Raw genomic sequence first — 20,480 nt, 5'->3', positions numbered from 1 at the left:
CGGCCGCTGGCCGGCAACCCCATGAACGTTCCGGGTGCGTTGCGGATGCCGGCCAGCGGCCGGCACTACCGGATGCTCATGCCGTGCCGGTTAGACTTCCGGCATGACGCCTGCCAACGATCCGCGCCGCGCTCAGCTGCGGCGCCTGAAAGCCCTCGCGCTGGGCCTGCTGCTGTTGATGCTGGCCGGTTTCGCGGTCAGCCACTGGCAGGGCGAACGCGGTATCTGGGCCTGGGTCTCGGCGTTCTGCGAGGCGGCTGCGGTCGGTGCACTGGCCGACTGGTTCGCGGTCGTCGCCCTGTTCCGGCGGCCGATGGGCCTGCCGATTCCGCACACCGCCATCATCCCGCGCAGCAAGGAACGCATCGGCGACAGCCTCGCCTTGTTCGTGCGCGACCAGTTCCTGGAACCGGGTGTGCTGCTGGCCAAGCTGCAGGTGTTCGATCCGGCCAGCCGCCTCGGCAGCTGGCTGGCCGACCCGGCGCGCTCGCGGATGCTGGCCGACATGGCCCGTGGCTGGGCCCTGCAGGCGCTGGACTTCTTCGATGAAACCGCGGTGCGCCGGCAGCTGCATGCCTTCGTGGTGCAGCAGCTGCGGCAGTGGAATGCCGCCGCCACCGCCGGTGAACTGCTGGCCCTGCTGACCGCCGATGGGCGCCACCAGCGCGTGCTGGACGAGGGCCTGCAGCGGCTCGGCCGCTGGCTGGAACAGCCAGAGGTCAAGGAACGCGCCTCGCAGCTGATCGTGCGTTACATCCAGCGCGAATGGCCGACGCTGTCGAGCACGGTGAACTGGGTGAAGCCGATCGATGAGATCGGTGACAGCCTGGCCGAGCGCCTGGCGCGGGCGGTGCTGGAAGAACTGCAGCAGGTACTGGCCGAGCCGCAGCATCCACTGCGCCAGGACTACGAGACCTGGCTGCAGAACTACGTGCAGCGCCTGCGCGAGGATCCGGCCCTGGCCGAGCGCATCGAACAGCTCAAGCAGGAAATGATCGACCACCCCGCCCTGCAGGAGTACGTGCAGGGGCTGTGGGCGCGCATCCATGCCAGCCTGCGCGCCGACCTGCAGCGCGAGGACTCGGCGCTGGTCGGCCACCTGCAGCGCAGCCTCGCCTCGCTGGGCAGCAGCCTGCAGGCCGACCCGGCCCTGCGCGATGCCCTCAACCAGCACCTGCTGGAAGGCGCGCAGCGCCTGACCGGCCGCCTGCGCGAAGGCGTGACCACGCATATCGCGCAGACCGTGAAGAGCTGGGACGAGCGGCACCTGGTCGAACAGCTGGAACTGAGCGTGGGCCGCGACCTGCAGTTCATCCGCTTCAACGGCACGCTGGTCGGCGGGCTGATCGGCCTGTTGCTGCATGCGGCGACGGTGGTGTTCAGGTTCTAGGCCTCAGCGCGCCCTCCGGGTCATCACGCTTGATTCATAAAATGCGAATGCCTATCATTTACTGATCGGTTGTACGCTTAGCCAATCGGGTGCGGAAGACGCGCCCATCGCCCGTGTACATCCCCGACCTCTGGATTGCCCGTCTGCGCGGGCAGTGCTTCGTCGATGGGACACGCTTGGCGACATGCGCAGGGCGCAAGGGGGCCGCGGACGCGTTCCATCCCCTCTCCTACCTGCAGGAACGCCGTGGACCGCTCGCCCGCAACCGCCAGCCCCCGCACCTTCTTCTCCAATCCGCGCTGGGGCGTGCTGTCACGCTCGCTGGCCGCGATCTTCGGCGGCTACGCGCTGGCCTCGGTGACCAGCGTGTTCTGCGCGGTGGCGCTGCCCGGCGCACGTGGCCAGACCGTGCTGACCGGCATGCTGCTGGCCATCCTGGTGGCCGCCTGCGCAGCGCTGTGGGCGTTCGCCACCCGCAGCGCGCTGCGTGCGTGGGTTGGCATCCTCGCGCCCGCGCTGCTGATGGCCGCCATGGCGCGCCTGCTGGGGGCCTGGGCATGAAGAACGGATTCCGACAGTCGATGGCCTGGCTGCACACCTGGACCGGCCTGCTGGTCGGCTGGTTGCTGCTGCTGATCTTCATGGCCGGTACGGCCAGCTACTACCGCGAAGAAATCAGCCGCTGGATGCGACCGGAACTGCCGTCCAGCAAGGTCAGCATCGATGTCGCCGCGCAGCGCGCGGTGGACTACCTGCAGGCCAACGCCACGCAGGCCGAGAACTGGTTCGTCACCCTGCCGCAGCCGCGCAACCCGGCGATGCAGATGTTCTGGCGGCTGCCACCGGAGCTGGCCGATCCCAGTCGTGGCCGCCGCGGTGGTTTTGGTGATGCCACGCTGGACCCGAACACCGGCCAGGCACTGAAGGCGCGCGAAACCCGGGGCGGTGACTTCTTCTACCGCCTGCATTTCGACCTGCACTACATCCCGGTGCTGTGGGCGCGCTACCTGGTCGGCTTCTGCGCGATGTTCATGCTGGTGGCGATCATCACCGGCGTCATCACCCACAAGAAAATCTTCAAGGACTTCTTCACCTTCCGCAAGGACAAGGGCCTGCGTTCCTGGCTCGATTTCCACAACGTCAGTGCGGTGATGGCGCTGCCGTACCACGCGATGATCACCTACACCGGCATCGTCACCCTGATGATCATGTACCTGCCGTGGGGGGTGAAAGTCGCCTACCCGCAGGACGAGGACAAGTTCTTCAGCGAAGCCTTCGGCGGCATGCCGGAGGTGACCGCGCCCGCCGAAGGCCGCGCCACGCCGCTGCCGATCGCGCAGCTGCTGGACAGCGCACGCGCGCATTGGCACGGCGTGGAAGTAGCCGGCTTCACCGTGTCCAACCCGGGCGCGGCCAATGCCGTGATCGACATCCGCCAGCGCGACGGCAAGCGCCTGTCCACCGACACCCCGGCGCTGCGCTACGACATGGTCAATGGCACGTTGCTGGAGGAAACGCCCCCTTCCGGCGGCGCCACCGCCACCCGTGGCGTGCTGTATGGCCTGCACCTGGCGCGCTTCGCCGACTGGGGCCTGCGCGCACTGTTCTTCCTGTCCGGCCTGGTCGGCTGCCTGATGGTGGCCAGCGGCGTGGTGCTGTGGGCAGTGAAGGAACGGCCCAAGCACGCCAAGAGCGGCCGTACCGGCTTCGGCCTGCGCCTGGTCGATGCACTGAACATCGGCACCGTGGCCGGGCTGCCGATCGCCTTCGCCGCCTACTTCTGGGGCAACCGCCTGCTGCCGCTGGACATCGCCGAACGCTCCAGCGCCGAGGCCAATGTGTTCTTCTACGCGTGGGGCGGTGCGCTGCTGGCCGCCTTCATCTGGCCGAAGCGGATGATGTGGGCCTGGCAGCTGTACCTGGGCGCGGCCGCATTCGCGCTGGTGCCGGTGGTCAACGCGCTGACCACGCACGCCCACCTTGGCGTCACCCTGCGCAATGGTGACTGGGTACTGGCCGGCGTCGATCTGTCGATGATCGCGTTCGGTGCGATGCTGGCGCTGTGCGGCTGGCGCATGCAGCGCTGGACGCCACCGCTGTCTGCAGCCGAGAAGAAGAAGCGTGCCGCCGCCGCGGCGGCACCCAAGGCCCCGGTGGACGCTGCGGACACCGCCGAAGCGGAGGCCAGCGCATGATGCTGCTGGCGTTGACCCTGTCGTTCTCTGCGTTCACCGCGTTGTCGCTGGCGATGGAAAAGCACCAGCACGACCTGCACGGCAAGGCTGCCGCCTCGCCGGCACGGCGCACGCAATGGCGGGTGCTGGGCTGGGCCCTGCTGACGGTGGCGTTCGCGCTGTGCGTGGTCGACCATGGCTGGGCGATGGGCCCGGTGCTGTGGCTGGGCACGATGACACTGGGCGGCGTGGCGCTGTCGTTCGGGCTGTACCCGTACCGGCCGAAGTGGATCGCCGCGCTGGCGATCGCACTGCCGGTGATGGGGCTGCTGGTGGCAGTGCTGTAGCAGAGCCACCGGGGTCGGATCCCTTTCGCGCAGCGCAAGGGATCCGACCCCGGGCGTCGCGTTACCCCAACCGCTTCAGTTCCCACGCGCGGTGGATGCGCGCGTTGCGTTCGAAGTCCGGGCCGATGGTGCGCGCGGTGATCTCGCGGCACTGGGCGAATTCGGCGATGGCGTTCTCTTCCAGCTTGAAGCGGCGGAAGTTGTTGGAGAAGTACAGCACGCCGCCCGGCGCCAGTCGCGCCACCGCCGCGCGCAGCAGCTTCAGCTGTTCGCGTTGCACGTCGAAGTCGTCGGCGCGCGCGGAGTTGGAGAAGGTCGGCGGATCGCAGAAGATCACGTCGTACTGGCCACGGTCGCCTTCCAGCCACGCCATCGCATCGGCCTGCACCAGCAGGTGCTGGTTGCCGCCCTGCCCGTTCAACGCCAGGTTGTCGTAGCACCACTGCAGGTAGGTCGCCGACAGGTCGACACTGGTGGTGCTGGCCGCACCGGCAACTGCCGCCTGCACACTGGCCACGCCGGTGTAGCAGAACAGGTTGAGGAAGCGCTTGCCACGCACCTGCTCGGCCATCATCCGGCGCAGCGGGCGGTGGTCGAGGAACAGGCCGGTGTCCAGGTAGTCGAACAGGTTCACCTGCAGCAGTGCGTGGTTCTCGCGCACCACGATGAATTCGTCACGCTGCTCGAAGCGGCCGTACTTGCTGCCACCCTTGCCGCGCTCGCGCGACTTCATCGAGACCTGCTCCGGCGGCACGCCGAACACTTCGCGCGCAGCGGCCAGCAGCTCGTTGCGGCGGCGGCGCACGTCGTTCTCCGGAATCGCCGCCGGTGCGGCGTATTCCTGCACATGCAGGAAGGTACGCCGCTTGCCACCGTCTTCCTCGTAGACATCGATGGCCGCTGCGTACTCCGGCAGGTCGGCGTCGTAGGCGCGGAAGCAGGTGATGTCCTCGCGGGCACGCCAGCTCTTGAACTTCTTCAGGTTCTTGCGCAGGCGGTTGGCCACCATCTGCGCACCTTCGCTCAGCTCGCGCGGCTGCGCCGGATCGCGGCCCGGCACGGCGATCGGGTCGCAGACGATCAGCGCGCATTCCAGCGCACCGTTGAACATCTGGTACTTCTTGCCCGCGCGCAGGCCGGTGGCGAAGGCCAGTTCGTCGTTGCCGCACAGCAGGCTGGCGCGCCACTGCGGCACCGCCTTCTGCAGGGCGTTGCCCAGCGCGCGGTACAGTGCCGGATCAGCGGCCAGGCGCTCGTCGTACGGCGGGTTGCAGACCACCGCACCGATCTCCTGCTCCGGCGTGGCCAGGTCAGCCACATCGGCGCGGGTGAAGCGGATCGCGTGGGCGACGCCCGCCACCTCGGCATTCTCGCGCGCCGCCTGGATCGCGGTCGGATCGATGTCGCTGCCGTGGATGACGGGCTTCAACGCGGCCAGGCCAGCCGCTTCGCGGTCACGCGCCTCGCTCTGGAGGGTCTTCCAGGCCGCCTTGTCGAAGCCCAGCCAGCGGCTCGGCGGCAGGCTGCCATGGCGCATCAGGCCGGGAGCAACGTCGGCGGCCATCAGCGCGCCTTCGATCAGCAGCGTGCCGCTGCCGCACATCGGGTCCAGCAGGCCGCCACCAGCGGCGTGCAGGCGCGGCCACTGCGCGCGCAGCAGCAGCGCGGCGGCCAGGTTTTCCTTCAGCGGCGCTTCGTGGGCGGCGCCACGCCAGCCACGGCGATGCAGCGGGCCACCGCCGAGGTCGATCGACAGCGACGCACGGCCCTTGCGCAGCGACAGGTTGACGCGCACGTCGGGCAGATCGGTGTTGACCGAGGGGCGTTCCAGGCCCTCGTCGCGCATGCGGTCGACGATGGCGTCCTTGATCCGCTGCGCAGCGAAGCGGGCGTGGGTGATCTTGTCGCCGGACACGTGCGCGTCCACCGCCAGGGTCATCTCCGGCTTGATGTGCTCGTGCCACGGCAGCGCACGCACGCCGTCGTACAGGGCCTGCTCGTCCGGGCACTCGAACTCGTCGATCGGCCACAGCACGCGGCTGGCCAGGCGCGACCACATCACGATCCGCAGCGCCTGCTCCAGTTCGCCCTCGGCGTTGACGCCGGCAATGGTGGCAGTGGCCTTGCCAAGGCCCAGGGCCGACAGTTCATCGGCAAGCAGGTATTCCAGGCCCTTGGCGCAGGAGACGAAGAATTTCACGGGATCGGTTCGCAGGTGGGCGGGCGCGGCACAGGGGCCGGGCCAGTCGGAAAGGAGGGCCGTAGTCACGGCCGGCAGGCCCGCGCCGGGGGCGGCGGGGCTGCCATTGTAGTCAAAGCGGGCGGGCGCGCCGTGCGCCCAGGCTTCACAGCTGGCGTAGCAGCCGCTCGAAGGCCTGCGCGGAGGCCTCCACGTGGTGCTCCAGGCGGTGGCCATCGTCGACCAGCAGCAGCTGCGCCGAGCGCGCCTGGGCCCAGGCGATCACTCCGGCGGCCGGGACCACGTCGTCATGCCAGGCCTGGACCACGGTGGTCGGTACGGCGGCGGCGTCCAGCGCCGGCATCGGGCCCATGGTGGTCGGCGGCACCATCAGGAACAGGCCGGCCACCGGCACCTGCAGCGAGGCGATGGCAGAGATGTAGGCACCCAGGCTGGAGCCGGCCAGCACCACCGGGCCCTGCCGGGCCGCGATGGCGGTGCGCTCGACCAGGCGGCGCAGCCGAGTCGGCACGTCACCTACGCGGCTGACCTCGCTCATCGCGTCCAGGTCGGTGTAGTCCGGGCGCTCGTGGGTCCAGCCCAGCCGCTGCGCCACGTCGGCCAGCGCGGTGACCTTGGTCGCCTCCGGGCCGCTCTCGAAGCCATGCGACAGGATGCAGTGGCCGCGGCTCATGCGCGTGCTCCGTGCGAGCGGGCCAACGAGGAAAGGGAAGGCAGGTTCATGCCGCAATGCTAGCATCGCCGGATGCCCAACCCGCTCCTGCCCGGCCTGCAGCTGCAGCCCCTGCCCTACGAAGACCGTCTGCCCCTGCGCGACCCGGCCACGCTGGAGATGGTGGTGATCCACTGCACCGAGCTGCCCGACCTGGCGATGGCCCGCGAGTACGGCGAGCGTGTGCTGTACGACAGCGGTGCCGGCAACAGCGGCCACTTCTACATCGACCGCGATGGCAGCGTGGTGCAGTACGTGGCGCCAGAACGCGTGGCCCACCACGTGCGCGGCATGAACGCGCATACGCTGGGCATCGAACTGGTCAACACCGGGCGCTACCCGCACTGGTTCGACAGCCGCCAGCAGGCGATGGACGAGCCCTACACCGAGGCACAGCTGCTGGCCCTGGAAGGCCTGCTGCAGGCGCTGGTGGCGCACTACCCGTCGCTGCGGCGGATTGCCGGGCATGACCAGCTGGACCTGGACCAGGTGCCGGCCAGCGACGATGCGACGCTGACGGTGGCGCGCAAGCGCGATCCGGGGCCGCTGTTCCCGTGGGCGCGGATCCTGGCGAAGGTGCCGTTGCAGCCGGTTGGGTAAGGGTTTGCAGGGCTGCGCCCTGCACCCGCAGAAGCAGAAGCCGAAGCCGAAGCCAGAGCAACAGCAAAAGCAGAAGCTGACTTCCTGAGGGGAGGCGGGGTGCGTCCGGTTGCGGGGGACGCTGCAAGTACGTCCATGTAAGCTCGGTCGCCGCATCCATGCGGCTCACGCCCCCGCAACCGGACCCACCCCGCCTTCGACAGATTCCTGCTGCTGTTGGTGGGTGCCGACCGTTGGTCGGCACGGGGTCGGATCCCGTTGCTACGCAACGGGCTCTGACCCCGATTTACGCTCGATGGGGTCAGAGCCGTTTTCCGTTGGAAAACGGATCCGACCCCGCGTTGCTCAGGCGCCGGTGGCGACCGGGCGGCTCCTGTCGCTCACCCAACCGCTCCACGAATCGGCGTAGATACGCGCGCCGGACAGGCCCGCCGTTTCCATCGCCAGCAGCAGGTGGCAGGCCGTCACGCCGGAGCCGCACATCAGCACCACCTGCTGTGGATCGCGATTGCCGATCACGCCCTGTAGTTCGGCGCGCAGCTCCTGTGGGTCGCGCAGGTGGCCGTCGAGTACGTTCAATGCGAACGGGCGGTTGACCGCGCCCGGCACGTGGCCGGCGACCGGGTCCAGCGGCTCGACCTCACCGCGGAAGCGTTCACCCGCGCGCGCGTCGACCAGCCAACCCGGCGCATGCTTCAGCCGCGCGCTGATCTCTTCGGCATTGGCGATCTGGGTGGTATCGAAACGGCCCGGGTAGGCCGGCAGCGACGCGACCATGCCCTGCCCGGCCGCCAAGGGATGACCGGCGGCCTGCCAGGCGGCGATGCCGCCGTCGAGCACGGCCACCTTGCTGTGACCGATCAGGCGCAGCAGCCACCACAGGCGCGAGGCGGCCATGCTGCCGTCGCTGCCGTCGTAGACCACCACCTGGGTGTCAGGACCGATGCCCCACGTGCCGAGCTTCGCGGCGAACGCATCGCTGTCCGGCAGCGGGTGCCGGCCATGGCCGGCACGGCCCAGATCGGACAGATCGCGGTTGAGATCGGCATGCACCGCGCCCGGAATATGCCCCGCAAGGTATTGGCCACCCGCGGCCTGCGGATCGGCCAGCGAAGCACGCGCATCCACCACGCGCACCGCGGTGCTGGCGGTGGCGCGCGCATCGACCACGCGCACGCCTTCGCCCAGCGCAGCGGCAAGGGTGGCGACATCGACCAGGGTGGTCCACGGCGGATCGATCGGCTTCATTGCACTTGCTCCAGGCGGCGACGCAGGTTGTAGAGGATGGCGGCGGTCGCGCCCCAGATGCGCTGGCCCGGCCAGCCATACTCGAGGACGTGGCGGACGCGGCCGCGATGATTGATTTCGACCTGGTGCAGGTTGTCGGCGGCCATCAGGTAGGCCAGCGGCACCTCGAACACTTCGGCCACTTCGCTGGGCTGCGGCACCGGCACGAAATCCGGATCGACCACCGCCACCACGGGCGTGACGCGGTAGCCGGTGATGGTGACGAAGGGATCGAGATACCCCAGCGCCTGCACCTGGCCGGGCGCCAAGGCGATTTCTTCCTGGCTCTCGCGCAGTGCGGCCGCCAGCGCGTCGCGGTCATCGGGTTCGGTGCGGCCGCCGGGGAATCCGACCTGGCCACCATGGGTGCGCAGTGTTTCGGTGCGACGGGTGAGGATCACCTGTGCGCCGTTGGCGCGCGGCACGATGCCGGCCAGCACCGCAGCCTCCACCGGGGGCCCGGGCGGCAGCAGGTCGATAAGCTCACTGCGGTTCCAGCCGTCGCCGGACGGCGGTTGCGCCAGGGGGTGCAGTGCGCGCATCAGTCGCTCGTGGTCGGCCAGTGAGCCACGCAGCGATTGCTGCAGCTGTTCGCGCAAGGGCTGCACGCGATGCAGGATGCGGCTGCGTTCCTCGTTGCTCATCGACGACCACCGCTCGATCTCATCGATATGCCGCCCGCAGCCGGTGCATTGCCGGTGCGGATCCAGCGTGCACACTCCGATGCAGGGACTTGCGACAACACGCGCCGTTTCTTCCATTGTTTGCACCCGGCAACAGTAGCGCGATCGGGCTGAATTTGCGCGCGATGTTGCGGCGCGCAGCGCACTGCGCAAACAAAAACGCGCCGGTGAGGTCACCGGCGCGTTTCGTTTGCTGCTTCGATTTACTTGACGCTGACCAGCTTGATCTCGAACTGCACAGCCACGTTCGGCGGGAACGGGGTGCGCGGGTCGGCACCGTAGGCCTGGTCCGGCGGCAGGGTGACTTCCCACTTCGAGCCTGCCGGCATCTGCAGCAGGGTCTCGCGCATGGCCTTCATTTCAACTTCGCTGACCTTGATCGACGGGATCTGCTGGGCCGGGCGGGCTTCGGTCGGGCGCTGGCCGTACGGGAACGGACCGGCCACTTCCAGCTGCACGGTGCTGGCCTGGGTCGGCTTGGCACCCTTGCCGGCTTCGATCACGCGGTACTGGACGCCGCTCGGCAGGGACTGCACGCCGGCCTTGGCCTTGTTCGCCGCGATGAACTGATCGCTCTTGGTCTTGTTTTCGGCAGCAGCCTTTTCGTACTCGGCCTTGGCGGCCTGGGCACGGCCCTGCTCGCGCTTCTGGAAGGCTTCAACGGCCGGCTTCAGCTGCTCGGCGGTGATCGCCGGCTGCTTCTTGGCGTAGGCATCCTGCAGGCCCTTCACCACCGAGTTGATGTCCAGCTGCTCACCACGACCGGTCAGCTCCGCCAGGTTGTTGCCGTAGTCGTAACCGAAGTAGTAGCTCAGCTTGCCCTTTTCGGACGAGACGTCCTGGGCGAAGGCATTGCCCGTCAGGGCCAGGGCCGCGACGGCGACCGCGATAGAACGCAACTTCATCAAACAGTTCTCCAGGGGTGGTAACTCAGGGACGTTCTGCGCCGCCCTGAGGCGACGGGTTAGGATAACGGGCGCAACGTGTAACCGCTACTCACGATGCAGGCTATGACCCGTCTGCGTTTGCAGAGTTCAATATCACTTTTTTTTAACGTTCCAGGAGTTTCCCCGTGGCCGATGCCCTGATCGCTGTCGCCGATGACGGCGCCATCCGCACCGTGACCGTCCAGCGCCCGGACAAGCTCAATGCCCTGAAAGCCGCGACCCTGCAGGCGCTGGCCGATGCCTTCAGGGACGCCGCTGCCGATCCGGAAGTGCGCGTGGTGGTGTTGACCGGGGCGGGCCCCAAGGCCTTCGTGGCCGGTGCCGACATCGCGGAAATGAACACCCTCAGCGCCGTTCAGGGACGTGATTTCTCGTTGCTGGGCCAGGCCCTGATGCGCCAGATCGAACGCATGCCCAAGCCGGTCATCGCGCGCGTGAACGGATTTGCGCTGGGCGGCGGCCTGGAACTGGCGATGGCCTGCCATCTGCGCATCGCCGCCGATACCGCCAAGGTCGGCCAACCGGAAATCAACCTCGGCCTGATTCCCGGCTTCGGCGGCAGCCAGCGCCTGCTGCGCCTGTGCGGCCGCGCCGCCACCCTGGAGCTGTGCCTGCTGGGGGCGCCGATCAACGCCGCGCGGGCGCTGGAACTGGGCATCGTCAACGAAGTCGTGCCGGCCGACGCGCTGGACAACCGCGTGCAGGACATTGCCCGCCAGCTGGCACGTTCGGCCCCGCTGGCCCTGCGTGGGCTGCTCGATGCGGTGCATGTGGGGGGCGAATGCAGCCTGGAGGCCGGCCTGGAGTACGAGAGTGCGCAGTTCGGCCTGCTGTTCGCTACCGAGGACATGCGTGAAGGCACCAGCGCCTTCCTGCAGCGCCGCCCGCCGGCATTCCAGAACCGCTGACGCCATGGCATCCCGACCCAACCCCGCGCAGCTGTTCGCCCGGGTCCAGGCAGACGATCTCGATGGCGCCCTGCAGGCCGGGCTGATGGACTACGTCGCCCGTGCCGGCGACGAACAGCTGCTGCCTGGCCACCCGGACCTTCCACGACGCCTGCAGCAGGCGCAACAGCAGCTGCATGCCGCCTGGGCTGCACGCGAACGCTACCGCGCCCGTGCGGTGCGCCTGGCCCGCCGCGAGGCCGAGCGCGATGCGCGCCGCACCCCGGCCCCGGCGCCGGACGTGAAGCCCGCCCTGCCCGCTGCGGCTGCCGCGATTCTCGCCCGGGCCAAGGCCCGCGCCACCGGCAAGGAGCAGTAATGGCCACCGCAAGGAAGACCACCCGCGCACCGGCGCGACGCGGCGGCCGCATGCCGCGCGCCGACGTGGTGGAAATGTTCACCCGCCTGCGCGAGCTCAATCCGCACCCGAAGACCGAGCTGGAGTACAGCTCGCCGTTCGAGTTGCTGGTGGCCGTGGCGCTGTCCGCCCAGGCCACCGACGTGGGCGTCAACAAGGCCACGCGTCGCCTGTTCCCGGTCGCCAACACGCCGGCGAAGATCCTCGCGCTCGGCGAGGATGGCCTGAAGCAGTACATCGCCACCATCGGGTTGTTCAACGCCAAGGCGAAGAACGTGATCGCCACCTGCGCGATCCTGCTGCAGAAGTACGGCGGCGAGGTGCCGCGCGACCGCGAAGCGCTGGAAGCCCTGCCCGGTGTGGGCCGCAAGACCGCCAACGTGGTGCTCAACACTGCCTTCGGCGAGCCGGTGATGGCGGTGGATACGCATATCTTCCGCGTCTCCAACCGTACCGGCCTGGCCCCGGGCAAGAACGTGCGCGAAGTGGAGGACACGCTGGTGAAGGTGATTCCCGCCGAGTTCCTGCTCGACGCGCACCACTGGCTGATCCTGCATGGCCGCTACGTGTGCAAGGCGCGCAAGCCGGATTGCCCGGGCTGCGTGATCGCCGACCTGTGCCGGTTCAAGGAAAAGACCCCGGCCGAGGCGTGACGCGGATCGTGTTGTGACGAAACGAAGACGGCGGGCACAAGGCCCGCCGTCCGCGTGTATGGACAAGGTTGCTTCAGGAGATCAGAACGACAGGTCGCCCCAGACGCCGAATTCCTTGGTCTTGTCGTTCTTCTTGTCGCCAGCGTTGGCCAGGTGCGTGTACTTGTACACGGTCGACAGCTTGAGGTTCTTCATGACCGGGAACTCGACGCCGACGTTCCAGTACTTGTCGCTCAGGGTCGGGTCCAGGGTCTTGCTGACGTCGGTGTCATCGTAACGACCGAACACGTTGATGCCGCCGTCGGTCACGCGCACGCTGCCCCACACCGACCAGCCACTGGTCTTGTCGGTGGCAACGGTCAGCACGTTGTTGAGGTTCTTGGCCTGGAAGTACTCACCACCGACGCGGAAGTTGCTGTCGGCGTAGGCCACCATCGCGTTGGCGCGGGTGTAGGTGTTCTCGGCGCTCTGGATGTCGGTTTCCTTGCCCAGCTTGCCGCTGTAGCCGCCGACGGCGACCACGAAGTTCTCGTTCGGGGTGTAGGCCACGCGGCCTTCCACGTCCATGCCCTTGCTGCGGGTCGGGTTCTTGTAACCGGCGCCGGACACCACCGAGACGGCGTAGTTGAAGTTGTTGCCCAGGTTGCCGAAGCCATGCAGGCCCCAGTCGGACGAGTTGCCGTACTTCAGGCGGTCGGTCAGGGTGTTCTCGACATAGCGCATGCCGTAGAACTTCTCGACGTACGGGATCCACGGCATGTCGGCGGCACCGACGCGCAGGTTGAAGGCCGGGTCGAAGCTGCCCTGCACGTAGGCCTTCTTGACGAACAGTTCGGTGTTGCCGATGGCCGAGCTGTACTGGAAGTCGGTGGTCAGGTTGGCCGACCAGATGTCGTTGAACTTGTGGTCGACGGTCAGGTAGAAGCGCTTGACGTCCAGGCCGGTGCCGCTGGCGGCGGTGTCCTTGCCGTTGCTGGTCTTGTCGATGTTGGTCAGGTCGAAGAACATGCGACCGCCAATCTTGTTGTCATTGACCAGCTTGGCCAGCTTGTCGACGCTGGTCTGGGTCTTCTGTGCACCTTCCAGGGCCTGCGCCTGGGTGATGTTCACTTCGGACTGCGCATCGGACTGCGCCTGCAGCGCCTGCGAATCGTTCTGCAACTGCTGGACCTGGGCCTGCAGCGCGGCGATCTGTGCCTGGAGCTGCTGCAGCTGTGCCTGGGATACGCCCGAGCTGGCGGGGGCTGCGAAGGCGTCGGCGGAAACCAGACCGAGGCTTGCAACGACCGCGGCGGCGAGCAAATGGGAACGCATTTTGGATTTCTCCAGAGGGTTGGAATGGCTTGGGCAGAACGCCACGCCGGCAGGCCGGTCAAGCGTTTTGCGAACGTTCCGTTAAAACCATGACAGCCGAATGACAGATTGAGCACCAACCACAGATTTCTTCGTGCGGTCATGCGTACGACTCATTTGCGGGCATATGCTTGTCGATCCCTTGCGGCATATGGCGTGCTGTATCCGCGCCGATACGCCAGCAGGCCGCCACACCGCCTTCGCCCGCCTCCCTGGTTTCGTGCGGATGACGCGGCATCGCTGCGGAATGCGCGGCCGCTGCGCCCGCCGGCACCATCACCGACATATAGAACGGCACCGGCATCCAACGCCCCGGTCGGCCCGCGGTCGTACCGGGGCAAGCGCACCCTCGGCGCGAAACATTCACGCGCACGGCGGCGTGGCCGCCCGCCAGCGCTGTAATGGATGCGTCATACAACGGTCCCTGCGCTGTCATCGAACCGTTATGGAATGTGCGCCGGGCGGGTAACCCCGCATCCCAATCAACCCAGGAGCCACCCCGTGATCCACGCCTTCAAGTCGCGCGTTGCCGTTGCCGTCTTCGCAGCGTCGTCCGTGTTCGCCGCCAACGCCGCTGAAATCACCGGCGCGGGCGCCTCGTTCATCTACCCGGTGATGTCGAAGTGGTCGGCCGACTACAACGCTGCCACCAGCAACAAGGTCAACTACCAGTCGATCGGTTCCGGCGGCGGCATTGCGCAGATCAAGGCCAAGACCGTTGATTTCGGTTCGTCCGACGCCCCGCTGAAGCCGGAAGAACTGGCTGCTTCGGGCCTGGCCCAGTTCCCGTCGGTGATCGGCGGCGTGGTGCCGGTGGTCAACGTGGCCGGTATCGCCCCGGGCGCACTGAAGCTGGACGGCACCGTGCTGGCCAACATCTTCCTGGGCAAGATCAAGACCTGGAACGACCCGGCCATCGCCGCGCTGAACCCGGGCGTGACCCTGCCGAGCGCCAAGATCACCGTCGTGCACCGTTCGGATGGTTCGGGCACCACCTTCAACTTCGTCAACTACCTGTCCAAGGTCAGCCCGGAGTGGAAGAGCTCGGTCGGTGAAGGCACCTCGGTCCAGTGGCCGGCCGGCATCGGCGGCAAGGGCAACGAAGGCGTTGCTGCCTACGTGAAGCAGATCAAGGGCGGCATCGGCTACGTCGAACTGTCCTACGCACTGCAGAACAAGCTGTCGTACACCGCGATGAAGAATGCCGCCGGCAAGTTCGTGCAGCCGAGCGACGCTTCGTTCGCCGCCGCTGCCGCCAGCGCCGACTGGGCCAGCGCCAAGGACTTCTACCTGGTGATGACCAACGCCCCGGGCGCCGAGTCCTGGCCGATCACCGCCACCAACTTCATCCTGGTGCACAAGAAGCCGAAGAACGCTGCCAACGGCAAGGCCACCCAGGAGTTCTTCCGCTGGGTCTACAAGAGCGGCGACGCCCAGGCCCGCCAGCTGGACTACGTGCCGCTGCCGGACAGCCTGGTCCGCCAGATCGAGACCTACTGGTCGCAGAACCTGAAGTAAGCAAGCGCGTTCCCCCGCAGGAACGGGATCGGCGGGTCCTCTCTCCCCCGCCGATCCCACCCGGGCGCGAGATCCTCGAGATCTCGCGCTCTTCTTGTTTTTTTGGGGTTGGTCGTGAAGAGCGCTGCGCCTTCGCTGATCCGTCGGTGAGTCGGTGGGCCAGGACGTGCAGGACACGCCGTAAACCCCGCTCCGCGGTCCGGCCCAGCCGCTGGCGGCTGTGCGTTCGTGCGCTTGCGAGGCAGTGCCTCGCAGGCAAACCGCCCTCACCCATGGGGGCTCGGCCACGGCATCCATGCCGTGGACGGTCCTGCACGCCCTGGCCCACCGCCGCTCGACAGTTCATCGCGGGCGCGGTGGGGTCATGAAAGGCAGGAGCAAAGGCAAGAGCGTTTGTAGAGCCACGGCCGTCATATCGGTGCGCAGATCCGGGGTCTCCGGGCGCCTCCCGGACCGCGGCCAACCCCGTGAAACCCTTGTCAGAACGTGATCCAGGACACCTCTGTCATGGTCGTAATACGGCTGTAACAAAAACATCATTTCATAGCCGCATCCGCCGACGACGTCGGCTCTTCCCCGCTATGGAGTGACCATGAAACTGCACTCGGCCGGCCTTGCCGCCCTTTCCCTGGCCATCGCCCTGGGCCTGTCGGCCTGCGGTGGCGACAAGCAGGCCGCGCAGCAGCCGGCTGCCGACGGTGCCGCTGCCCCGGCCGCTGCCGGTGCCGGTGCCAAGGTGACCGCCGAAGTGTCCGGCGCGGGCGCGTCCTTCATCTTCCCGCTGGTCTCCAAGTGGTCGGCCGACTACAACGCCACCACCGGTGCCAAGATCAACTACCAGTCGATCGGCTCCGGCGGCGGCATCGCCCAGATCAAGGCCGGCACCGTCGACTTCGGCTCCTCCGACAAGCCGCTGAGCAGCGAAGAGCTGGCCCAGGCCGGCCTGGCCCAGTTCCCGTCCGCCATCGGCGGCGTGGTGCCGGTGGTCAACATCGAAGGCCTGGAAGGCGGCAAGCTGCGCCTGAGCGGCGCCCTGCTGGCCGACATCTTCCTGGGCAAGGTCAAGACCTGGAACGACCCGGCCATCGTCGCCGCCAACCCGGGCGTGAAGCTGCCTGACGGCAAGATCACCCTGGTCCACCGTTCGGACGGTTCGGGCACCACCTTCAACTTCTCCAACTACCTGTCCAAGGTCAGCCCGGAGTGGAAGACCAAGGTCGGCGAAGGCACCTCGGTGCAGTGGCCGGACGGCGTCGGTGGCAAGGGCAATGAAGGCGTTGCTTCGTACGTGAAGCAGATCAAGGGCTCGATCGGCTACGTCGAACTGGCCTACGCGCTGCAGAACGGCATGCCGTACACCGCCATGCAGAACGCCGCCGGCAACTGGGTCGAGCCGAGCGCGGAAACCTTCGCCGCCGCGGCCGCCAGCGCCGACTGGGCCAGCGCCAAGGACTTCAACCTGGTCATCACCAACGCCCCGGGCGAGCAGGCGTGGCCGATCACCGCCACCAACTTCATGCTGATGCAGAAGCAGCCGAAGGACGCCAAGCGCAACCAGGACACCCTGGCCTTCTTCAAGTGGGCCTTCGAGAACGGCCAGGCACAGGCCAACGAGCTGCACTACGTGCCGCTGCCGGCCGAACTGGTCAAGCAGATCGAGGCCTACTGGGCGACCGACCTGAAGTGATGGACACGACGGTGCCCGCCCCCAGCGGGCACCGCTTCTTCCACGCCGTGCCGCCCCGCCCCTTCCTGGCCCTGCCGTCCCCATGAATGCCATCGCCCAGCCTGTAGCCGCCCCGTCCACGCGTGATGCGCGTGATGCCCGCAACGACAAACTGTTCCGATGGGTGCTGGTCGGCACCGTCATCTTCGTCCTCATCGCCCTGGCCTGCGCCGCGCTGTCGATGCTGTGGGGCGGCCGCCATGCCCTGCAGATGCAGGGCCTGAGCTTCTTCTTCTCCGCCGACTGGAATCCGGTCGAAAACAAGTTCGGCGCCCTCGCCCCGATCTACGGCACCCTGGTCACCGCGCTCATCGCGATGGTCATCGCCGTGCCGGTCAGCTTCGGCATCGCCTTCTTCCTGACCGAAGTCGCGCCGCGCTGGCTGCGTGGCCCGGTCGGTACCGCCATCGAACTGCTGGCCGGCATTCCCTCGATCATCTACGGCATGTGGGGCCTGTTCGTGCTGGTGCCGGTAATGACCGAGTACGTCACCCCGTTCCTCAACGAGACGCTGGGCGAATGGCCGATCATCGGCCCGATGTTCCAGGGTCCGCCGCTGGGCATCGGCATGCTCACCGCCGGTTTCGTGCTGGCCATCATGGTCATCCCGTTCATCTCCTCGGTGATGCGCGAAGTGTTCCTGACCGTGCCGACCCGCCTGAAGGAGTCGGCCTACGCGCTGGGCTCCACCAAGTGGGAAGTGAGCTGGGACATCGTCCTGCCCTACACCCGCTCGGCAGTGATTGGCGGCATCTTCCTCGGCCTCGGCCGCGCCCTCGGCGAGACGATGGCAGTGGCCTTCGTGATCGGCAACAGCGTGCGCCTGTCGCCGTCGCTGCTGGAGCCGGGCACCACCATCGCCGCGCTGATCGCCAACGATTTCGGCGAAGCCACTGAAACCTACCGCTCGGCCCTGCTGCTGCTCGGCTTCGTCCTCTTCATCGTCACCTTCGTGGTGCTGGCCATCGCCCGCCTGATGCTGATGCGCCTGTCCCGCAAGGAGGGCAACTGATGTCCACCACCGCTGATTCGCTGTACCTGCGCCGTCGCATCGGCAACGTCGTTGCGATCACCGCGTCCTGTGCCACCGCCCTGTTCGGCCTGTTCTTCCTGGGCTGGATCCTGTTCACCCTGGCCTCCAAGGGCCTGGCCGGCATCAACCTGGATCTGTTCACCAAGATGACGCCGCCGCCGATGCAGGAAGGCGGTCTCGCCAACGCCTTCTTCGGCAGCGCGGTGATGTGTGCGCTGGCGATCGGCATCGGCACCCCGCTGGGCGTGCTGGCCGGCACCTGGCTGGCCGAGTACGGCAACGCCCGCAAGGCCGGCACCGTGGTCCGCTTCGTCAACGACATCCTGCTGTCGGCGCCGTCGATCGTGCTTGGCCTGTTCGTCTACACCCTGTACGTGATGCAGACCGGCGGCAACTTCTCGGCGTTCGCCGGTGCGCTGTCGCTGGCCTTCATCGTGCTGCCGGTGGTGGTGCGCACCACCGACGAAATGCTGCGCCTGGTGCCCTCGCAGATGCGCGAAGCGGCCCTGTCGCTGGGCATCCCGCAGTGGAAGGTGATCGTGCAGGTGCTGTACCGCAGTGCGTCGGCCGGCATCATCACCGGCATCCTGCTGGCCCTGGCCCGCATCTCCGGCGAGACCGCACCGCTGCTGTTTACTGCCTTCGGCAACCAGTACTGGAACAACAACATCTTCCAGCCGATGGCCTCGGTGCCGGTGGTGATGAACCAGTTCGCCGGCAGCCCGTATGAATCCTGGCAGGTGCTGGCTTGGGCCGGCGCCCTGGTGCTCACCGTCTTCGTGTTGCTGGTCAGCCTTGCCGCCCGCGGCATCCTGCTGCGCAACCGTATCTCCCATGACTGACCTTTCCGTGGATAACGCCATGAATGACCTTTCCAACGCCGTGCCGATGCAGCGCATCGCCGTGCCGTCCTCGCACGAGAGCCTGCACACGCCGTCGCCGGTGAAGCTGGCTGCGCGTGGACTGGACTTCTACTACGACAAGTTCCATGCCCTGAAGGGCATCAACCTGGAAATCCCGGAAAAGCGCGTGACCGCGCTGATCGGTCCGTCCGGTTGCGGCAAGTCGACGCTGCTGCGCATCTTCAACCGCATCTACGCGCTGTACCCGAAGCTGGAAGCGCGCGGTGAAGTGCTGCTGGACGGCGAGAACATCCTGTCGCCGAAGTACCCGATGAACCGCCTGCGCAGCAAGGTCGGCATGGTGTTCCAGAAGCCGGTGCCGTTCCCGATGACCATCTTCGAGAACGTGGCCTACGGCATCCGCCACCACGAGAAGCTGAGCAAGGCCGACATGGCCGACCGCGTCGAGCAGGCGCTGCGCCAGGGCGCGCTGTGGGATGAAGTGAAGGACAAGCTGGGGCAGAGCGCACTGGGCCTGTCCGGTGGCCAGCAGCAGCGCCTGTGCATCGCCCGTGCCGTGGCCCTGCGCCCCTCGGTGCTGCTGCTGGATGAGCCGACCTCGGCGCTGGATCCGATCTCGACCAGCCGCATCGAGCAGCTGGTGGAAGAGCTCAAGCACGAGTACACGATCGTGATCGTCACCCACAACATGCAGCAGGCTGCGCGCGTGTCCGACTACACCGCCTTCATGTACCTGGGCGACCTGATCGAGCACGACCGCACCGAAGTGATCTTCTCGCAGCCGTCGCAGCGGCAGACCGAGGACTACATCACCGGTCGCTTCGGCTGATCGACGCTGTTCCTTCGCCACATGTTCCAGCCAGGCATGGCCTGGCTCTACCCGGATTGCAGACCATGAACCTTCCCAACGACCACATCGTCAAGAGCTACGACGAAGAGCAGCAGCGCCTGGTGGCCGAAATCGTGCGCATGGGCGAAATGGCCGTCGCCCAGCTCGAAGCGGCGATGGACGTGATCGAGAAGCGCGACGAGAACGCTGCCCATCGCATCATTGCCAACGACGAAGCGATCGATGCGCTGGAGCAGCAGATCAGCCACGACGTGATGCGCCTGGCGCTGCGTGGCCCGATGGCGCGCGACCTGCGCGAGATCCTCGCCGGCCTGCGCATTCCGGCCGACATCGAGCGCATCGGTGACTACGCTGCCAACGTCGCCAAGCGCTCGATCGCGCTGGGCAAGGTGCCGCCGCTGCCGCAGATCCAGGGCCTGCGTGCGCTGGGCCGCCTGGCCGCGCAGCAGGTCCGCCGTGCCATTGCCGCCTACCGCGACAACGATGCCGACGCCGCGCTGGAACTGCGCGAGGACGACGCCCGTCTGGACGCGCAGTACACCGCGCTGTTCCGCGAGCTGCTGACCTACATGATGGAAGACCCGCGCAACATTACCCCGTGCACGCACCTGCTGTTCATGGCCAAGAACCTGGAGCGCGTGGGCGACCACGCCACCAACATCGCCGAGAACGTGTGGTTCCTGGTGCATGGCGAGCAGCCGCTGCCGCCGCGTGAAAAGCGCGACGAGACCTCCAGCACCGGCCAGCCCTGACGCTGCGCTGCAACACCGGAGTCGACTCCAAGGTGGCCGCTGTCCTGGTGACAGCGGCCTTCTTTTTTGGGGTGTTCCACCCGTATT

The 20,480-nt window shown here is 67.4% G+C and carries 21 protein-coding genes; 14 read left to right on the top strand and 7 right to left on the bottom strand.

Annotation, left to right across the window (positions count from 1 at the left end):
- The first annotated feature begins 103 nt into the window (after positions 1–103).
- From ACZK1G_RS07035 to ACZK1G_RS07020, 4 genes are all read left to right on the top strand, one after another.
- Entirely contained in the window at positions 104–1,390 is a 1,287-nt protein-coding gene (locus tag ACZK1G_RS07035; protein WP_049446155.1) for a DUF445 domain-containing protein, read from the top strand.
- Between the two features lie 246 nt (positions 1,391–1,636).
- A complete protein-coding gene (locus ACZK1G_RS07030; RefSeq protein WP_049446157.1) occupies positions 1,637–1,951 on the top strand; it encodes a DUF3649 domain-containing protein in 315 nt (104 codons plus the stop codon).
- Positions 1,948–3,585 carry a PepSY-associated TM helix domain-containing protein gene (locus ACZK1G_RS07025; RefSeq protein ID WP_101765211.1) on the top strand — a complete coding sequence of 546 codons (1,638 nt, stop codon included), beginning with the start codon at positions 1,948–1,950 and terminating at the stop codon, positions 3,583–3,585. The genes ACZK1G_RS07030 and ACZK1G_RS07025 overlap by 4 nt, the downstream gene beginning before the upstream one ends.
- On the top strand, positions 3,582–3,911 hold the full coding sequence (locus ACZK1G_RS07020) for a DUF3325 domain-containing protein (protein ID WP_101765210.1): 330 nt from the start codon (positions 3,582–3,584) through the stop codon (positions 3,909–3,911). The genes ACZK1G_RS07025 and ACZK1G_RS07020 overlap by 4 nt, the downstream gene beginning before the upstream one ends.
- A gap of 61 nt (positions 3,912–3,972) precedes the next feature.
- Here the strand turns inward: ACZK1G_RS07020 and rlmKL are convergent, their stop codons facing one another.
- Entirely contained in the window at positions 3,973–6,111 is a 2,139-nt protein-coding gene (rlmKL, locus tag ACZK1G_RS07015; protein WP_049446164.1) for a bifunctional 23S rRNA (guanine(2069)-N(7))-methyltransferase RlmK/23S rRNA (guanine(2445)-N(2))-methyltransferase RlmL, read from the bottom strand.
- Positions 6,112–6,256: 145 nt separating this feature from the next.
- A complete protein-coding gene (locus ACZK1G_RS07010) occupies positions 6,257–6,784 on the bottom strand; it encodes an alpha/beta hydrolase (RefSeq protein ID WP_014036558.1) in 528 nt (175 codons plus the stop codon).
- 72 nt (positions 6,785–6,856) lie between these two features.
- Between ACZK1G_RS07010 and ACZK1G_RS07005 the strand changes: the two genes are divergently transcribed.
- Positions 6,857–7,423, top strand: coding sequence for an N-acetylmuramoyl-L-alanine amidase (locus ACZK1G_RS07005; protein ID WP_101765209.1), 567 nt, complete (start codon positions 6,857–6,859; stop codon positions 7,421–7,423).
- 345 nt (positions 7,424–7,768) lie between these two features.
- On the opposite strand, the gene ACZK1G_RS07000 is transcribed toward ACZK1G_RS07005, so the two are convergent.
- The 3 genes from ACZK1G_RS07000 to ACZK1G_RS06990 all read right to left on the bottom strand — a co-directional run bounded on the left by ACZK1G_RS07000 (position 7,769) and on the right by ACZK1G_RS06990 (position 10,298).
- Positions 7,769–8,671 carry a sulfurtransferase gene (locus ACZK1G_RS07000; RefSeq protein WP_101765208.1) on the bottom strand — a complete coding sequence of 301 codons (903 nt, stop codon included), beginning with the start codon at positions 8,669–8,671 and terminating at the stop codon, positions 7,769–7,771.
- Positions 8,668–9,471, bottom strand: coding sequence for a CoA pyrophosphatase (locus ACZK1G_RS06995; protein ID WP_197622280.1), 804 nt, complete (start codon positions 9,469–9,471; stop codon positions 8,668–8,670). Before ACZK1G_RS06995 ends, ACZK1G_RS07000 begins: the two co-directional genes overlap by 4 nt.
- Positions 9,472–9,596: 125 nt before the next feature.
- Positions 9,597–10,298, bottom strand: coding sequence for an FKBP-type peptidyl-prolyl cis-trans isomerase N-terminal domain-containing protein (locus ACZK1G_RS06990; protein WP_005408797.1), 702 nt, complete (start codon positions 10,296–10,298; stop codon positions 9,597–9,599).
- 167 nt (positions 10,299–10,465) lie between these two features.
- Between ACZK1G_RS06990 and ACZK1G_RS06985 the strand changes: the two genes are divergently transcribed.
- Genes ACZK1G_RS06985 through nth form a run of 3 tightly spaced genes read left to right on the top strand, consistent with a single transcriptional unit; the run spans position 10,466 to position 12,298 of the window.
- Positions 10,466–11,248, top strand: a complete 783-nt coding sequence (locus ACZK1G_RS06985; RefSeq protein ID WP_101765207.1) for an enoyl-CoA hydratase/isomerase family protein — start codon at positions 10,466–10,468, stop codon at positions 11,246–11,248.
- Between the two features lie 4 nt (positions 11,249–11,252).
- On the top strand, positions 11,253–11,606 hold the full coding sequence (locus ACZK1G_RS06980) for a hypothetical protein (protein ID WP_075674892.1): 354 nt from the start codon (positions 11,253–11,255) through the stop codon (positions 11,604–11,606).
- Positions 11,606–12,298, top strand: a complete 693-nt coding sequence (nth, locus tag ACZK1G_RS06975) for an endonuclease III (protein ID WP_101765206.1) — start codon at positions 11,606–11,608, stop codon at positions 12,296–12,298. Before ACZK1G_RS06980 ends, nth begins: the two co-directional genes overlap by 1 nt.
- Before the next feature lie 81 nt (positions 12,299–12,379).
- On the opposite strand, the gene ACZK1G_RS06970 is transcribed toward nth, so the two are convergent.
- Positions 12,380–13,612 (bottom strand): porin, encoded by a 1,233-nt coding sequence (locus ACZK1G_RS06970; protein WP_014036551.1) that lies wholly within the window; start codon positions 13,610–13,612, stop codon positions 12,380–12,382.
- Between the two features lie 139 nt (positions 13,613–13,751).
- Positions 13,752–13,955 carry a hypothetical protein gene (locus ACZK1G_RS06965; protein ID WP_158297987.1) on the bottom strand — a complete coding sequence of 68 codons (204 nt, stop codon included), beginning with the start codon at positions 13,953–13,955 and terminating at the stop codon, positions 13,752–13,754.
- 197 nt (positions 13,956–14,152) lie between these two features.
- On the opposite strand from ACZK1G_RS06965, the gene pstS (ACZK1G_RS06960) reads away from it, so the two are divergent.
- From pstS (ACZK1G_RS06960) to phoU, 6 genes are all read left to right on the top strand, one after another.
- Complete coding sequence (gene pstS / locus ACZK1G_RS06960; RefSeq protein ID WP_014036550.1) at positions 14,153–15,169, top strand: phosphate ABC transporter substrate-binding protein PstS; 1,017 nt, start codon at positions 14,153–14,155, stop codon at positions 15,167–15,169.
- A 592-nt stretch (positions 15,170–15,761) separates the two neighbouring features.
- Positions 15,762–16,856 carry a phosphate ABC transporter substrate-binding protein PstS gene (gene pstS / locus ACZK1G_RS06955; protein WP_101765205.1) on the top strand — a complete coding sequence of 365 codons (1,095 nt, stop codon included), beginning with the start codon at positions 15,762–15,764 and terminating at the stop codon, positions 16,854–16,856.
- 82 nt (positions 16,857–16,938) lie between these two features.
- The gene (gene pstC, locus ACZK1G_RS06950; protein ID WP_008267250.1) at positions 16,939–17,907 is read left to right on the top strand and encodes a phosphate ABC transporter permease subunit PstC; all 969 of its coding nucleotides are present in this window, start codon (positions 16,939–16,941) and stop codon (positions 17,905–17,907) included.
- The gene (pstA, locus tag ACZK1G_RS06945) at positions 17,907–18,770 is read left to right on the top strand and encodes a phosphate ABC transporter permease PstA (protein ID WP_006428262.1); all 864 of its coding nucleotides are present in this window, start codon (positions 17,907–17,909) and stop codon (positions 18,768–18,770) included. The genes pstC and pstA overlap by 1 nt, the downstream gene beginning before the upstream one ends.
- Positions 18,771–18,789: 19 nt before the next feature.
- The gene (pstB, locus tag ACZK1G_RS06940; protein ID WP_005408788.1) at positions 18,790–19,620 is read left to right on the top strand and encodes a phosphate ABC transporter ATP-binding protein PstB; all 831 of its coding nucleotides are present in this window, start codon (positions 18,790–18,792) and stop codon (positions 19,618–19,620) included.
- 65 nt (positions 19,621–19,685) lie between these two features.
- Complete coding sequence (phoU, locus tag ACZK1G_RS06935) at positions 19,686–20,393, top strand: phosphate signaling complex protein PhoU (RefSeq protein WP_014036547.1); 708 nt, start codon at positions 19,686–19,688, stop codon at positions 20,391–20,393.
- Positions 20,394–20,480: the final 87 nt, after the last annotated feature.

The organism is Stenotrophomonas sp. 109824_Sma (genome assembly GCF_056480025.1).
This window is presented reverse-complemented; position numbering and strand designations above follow the sequence as displayed.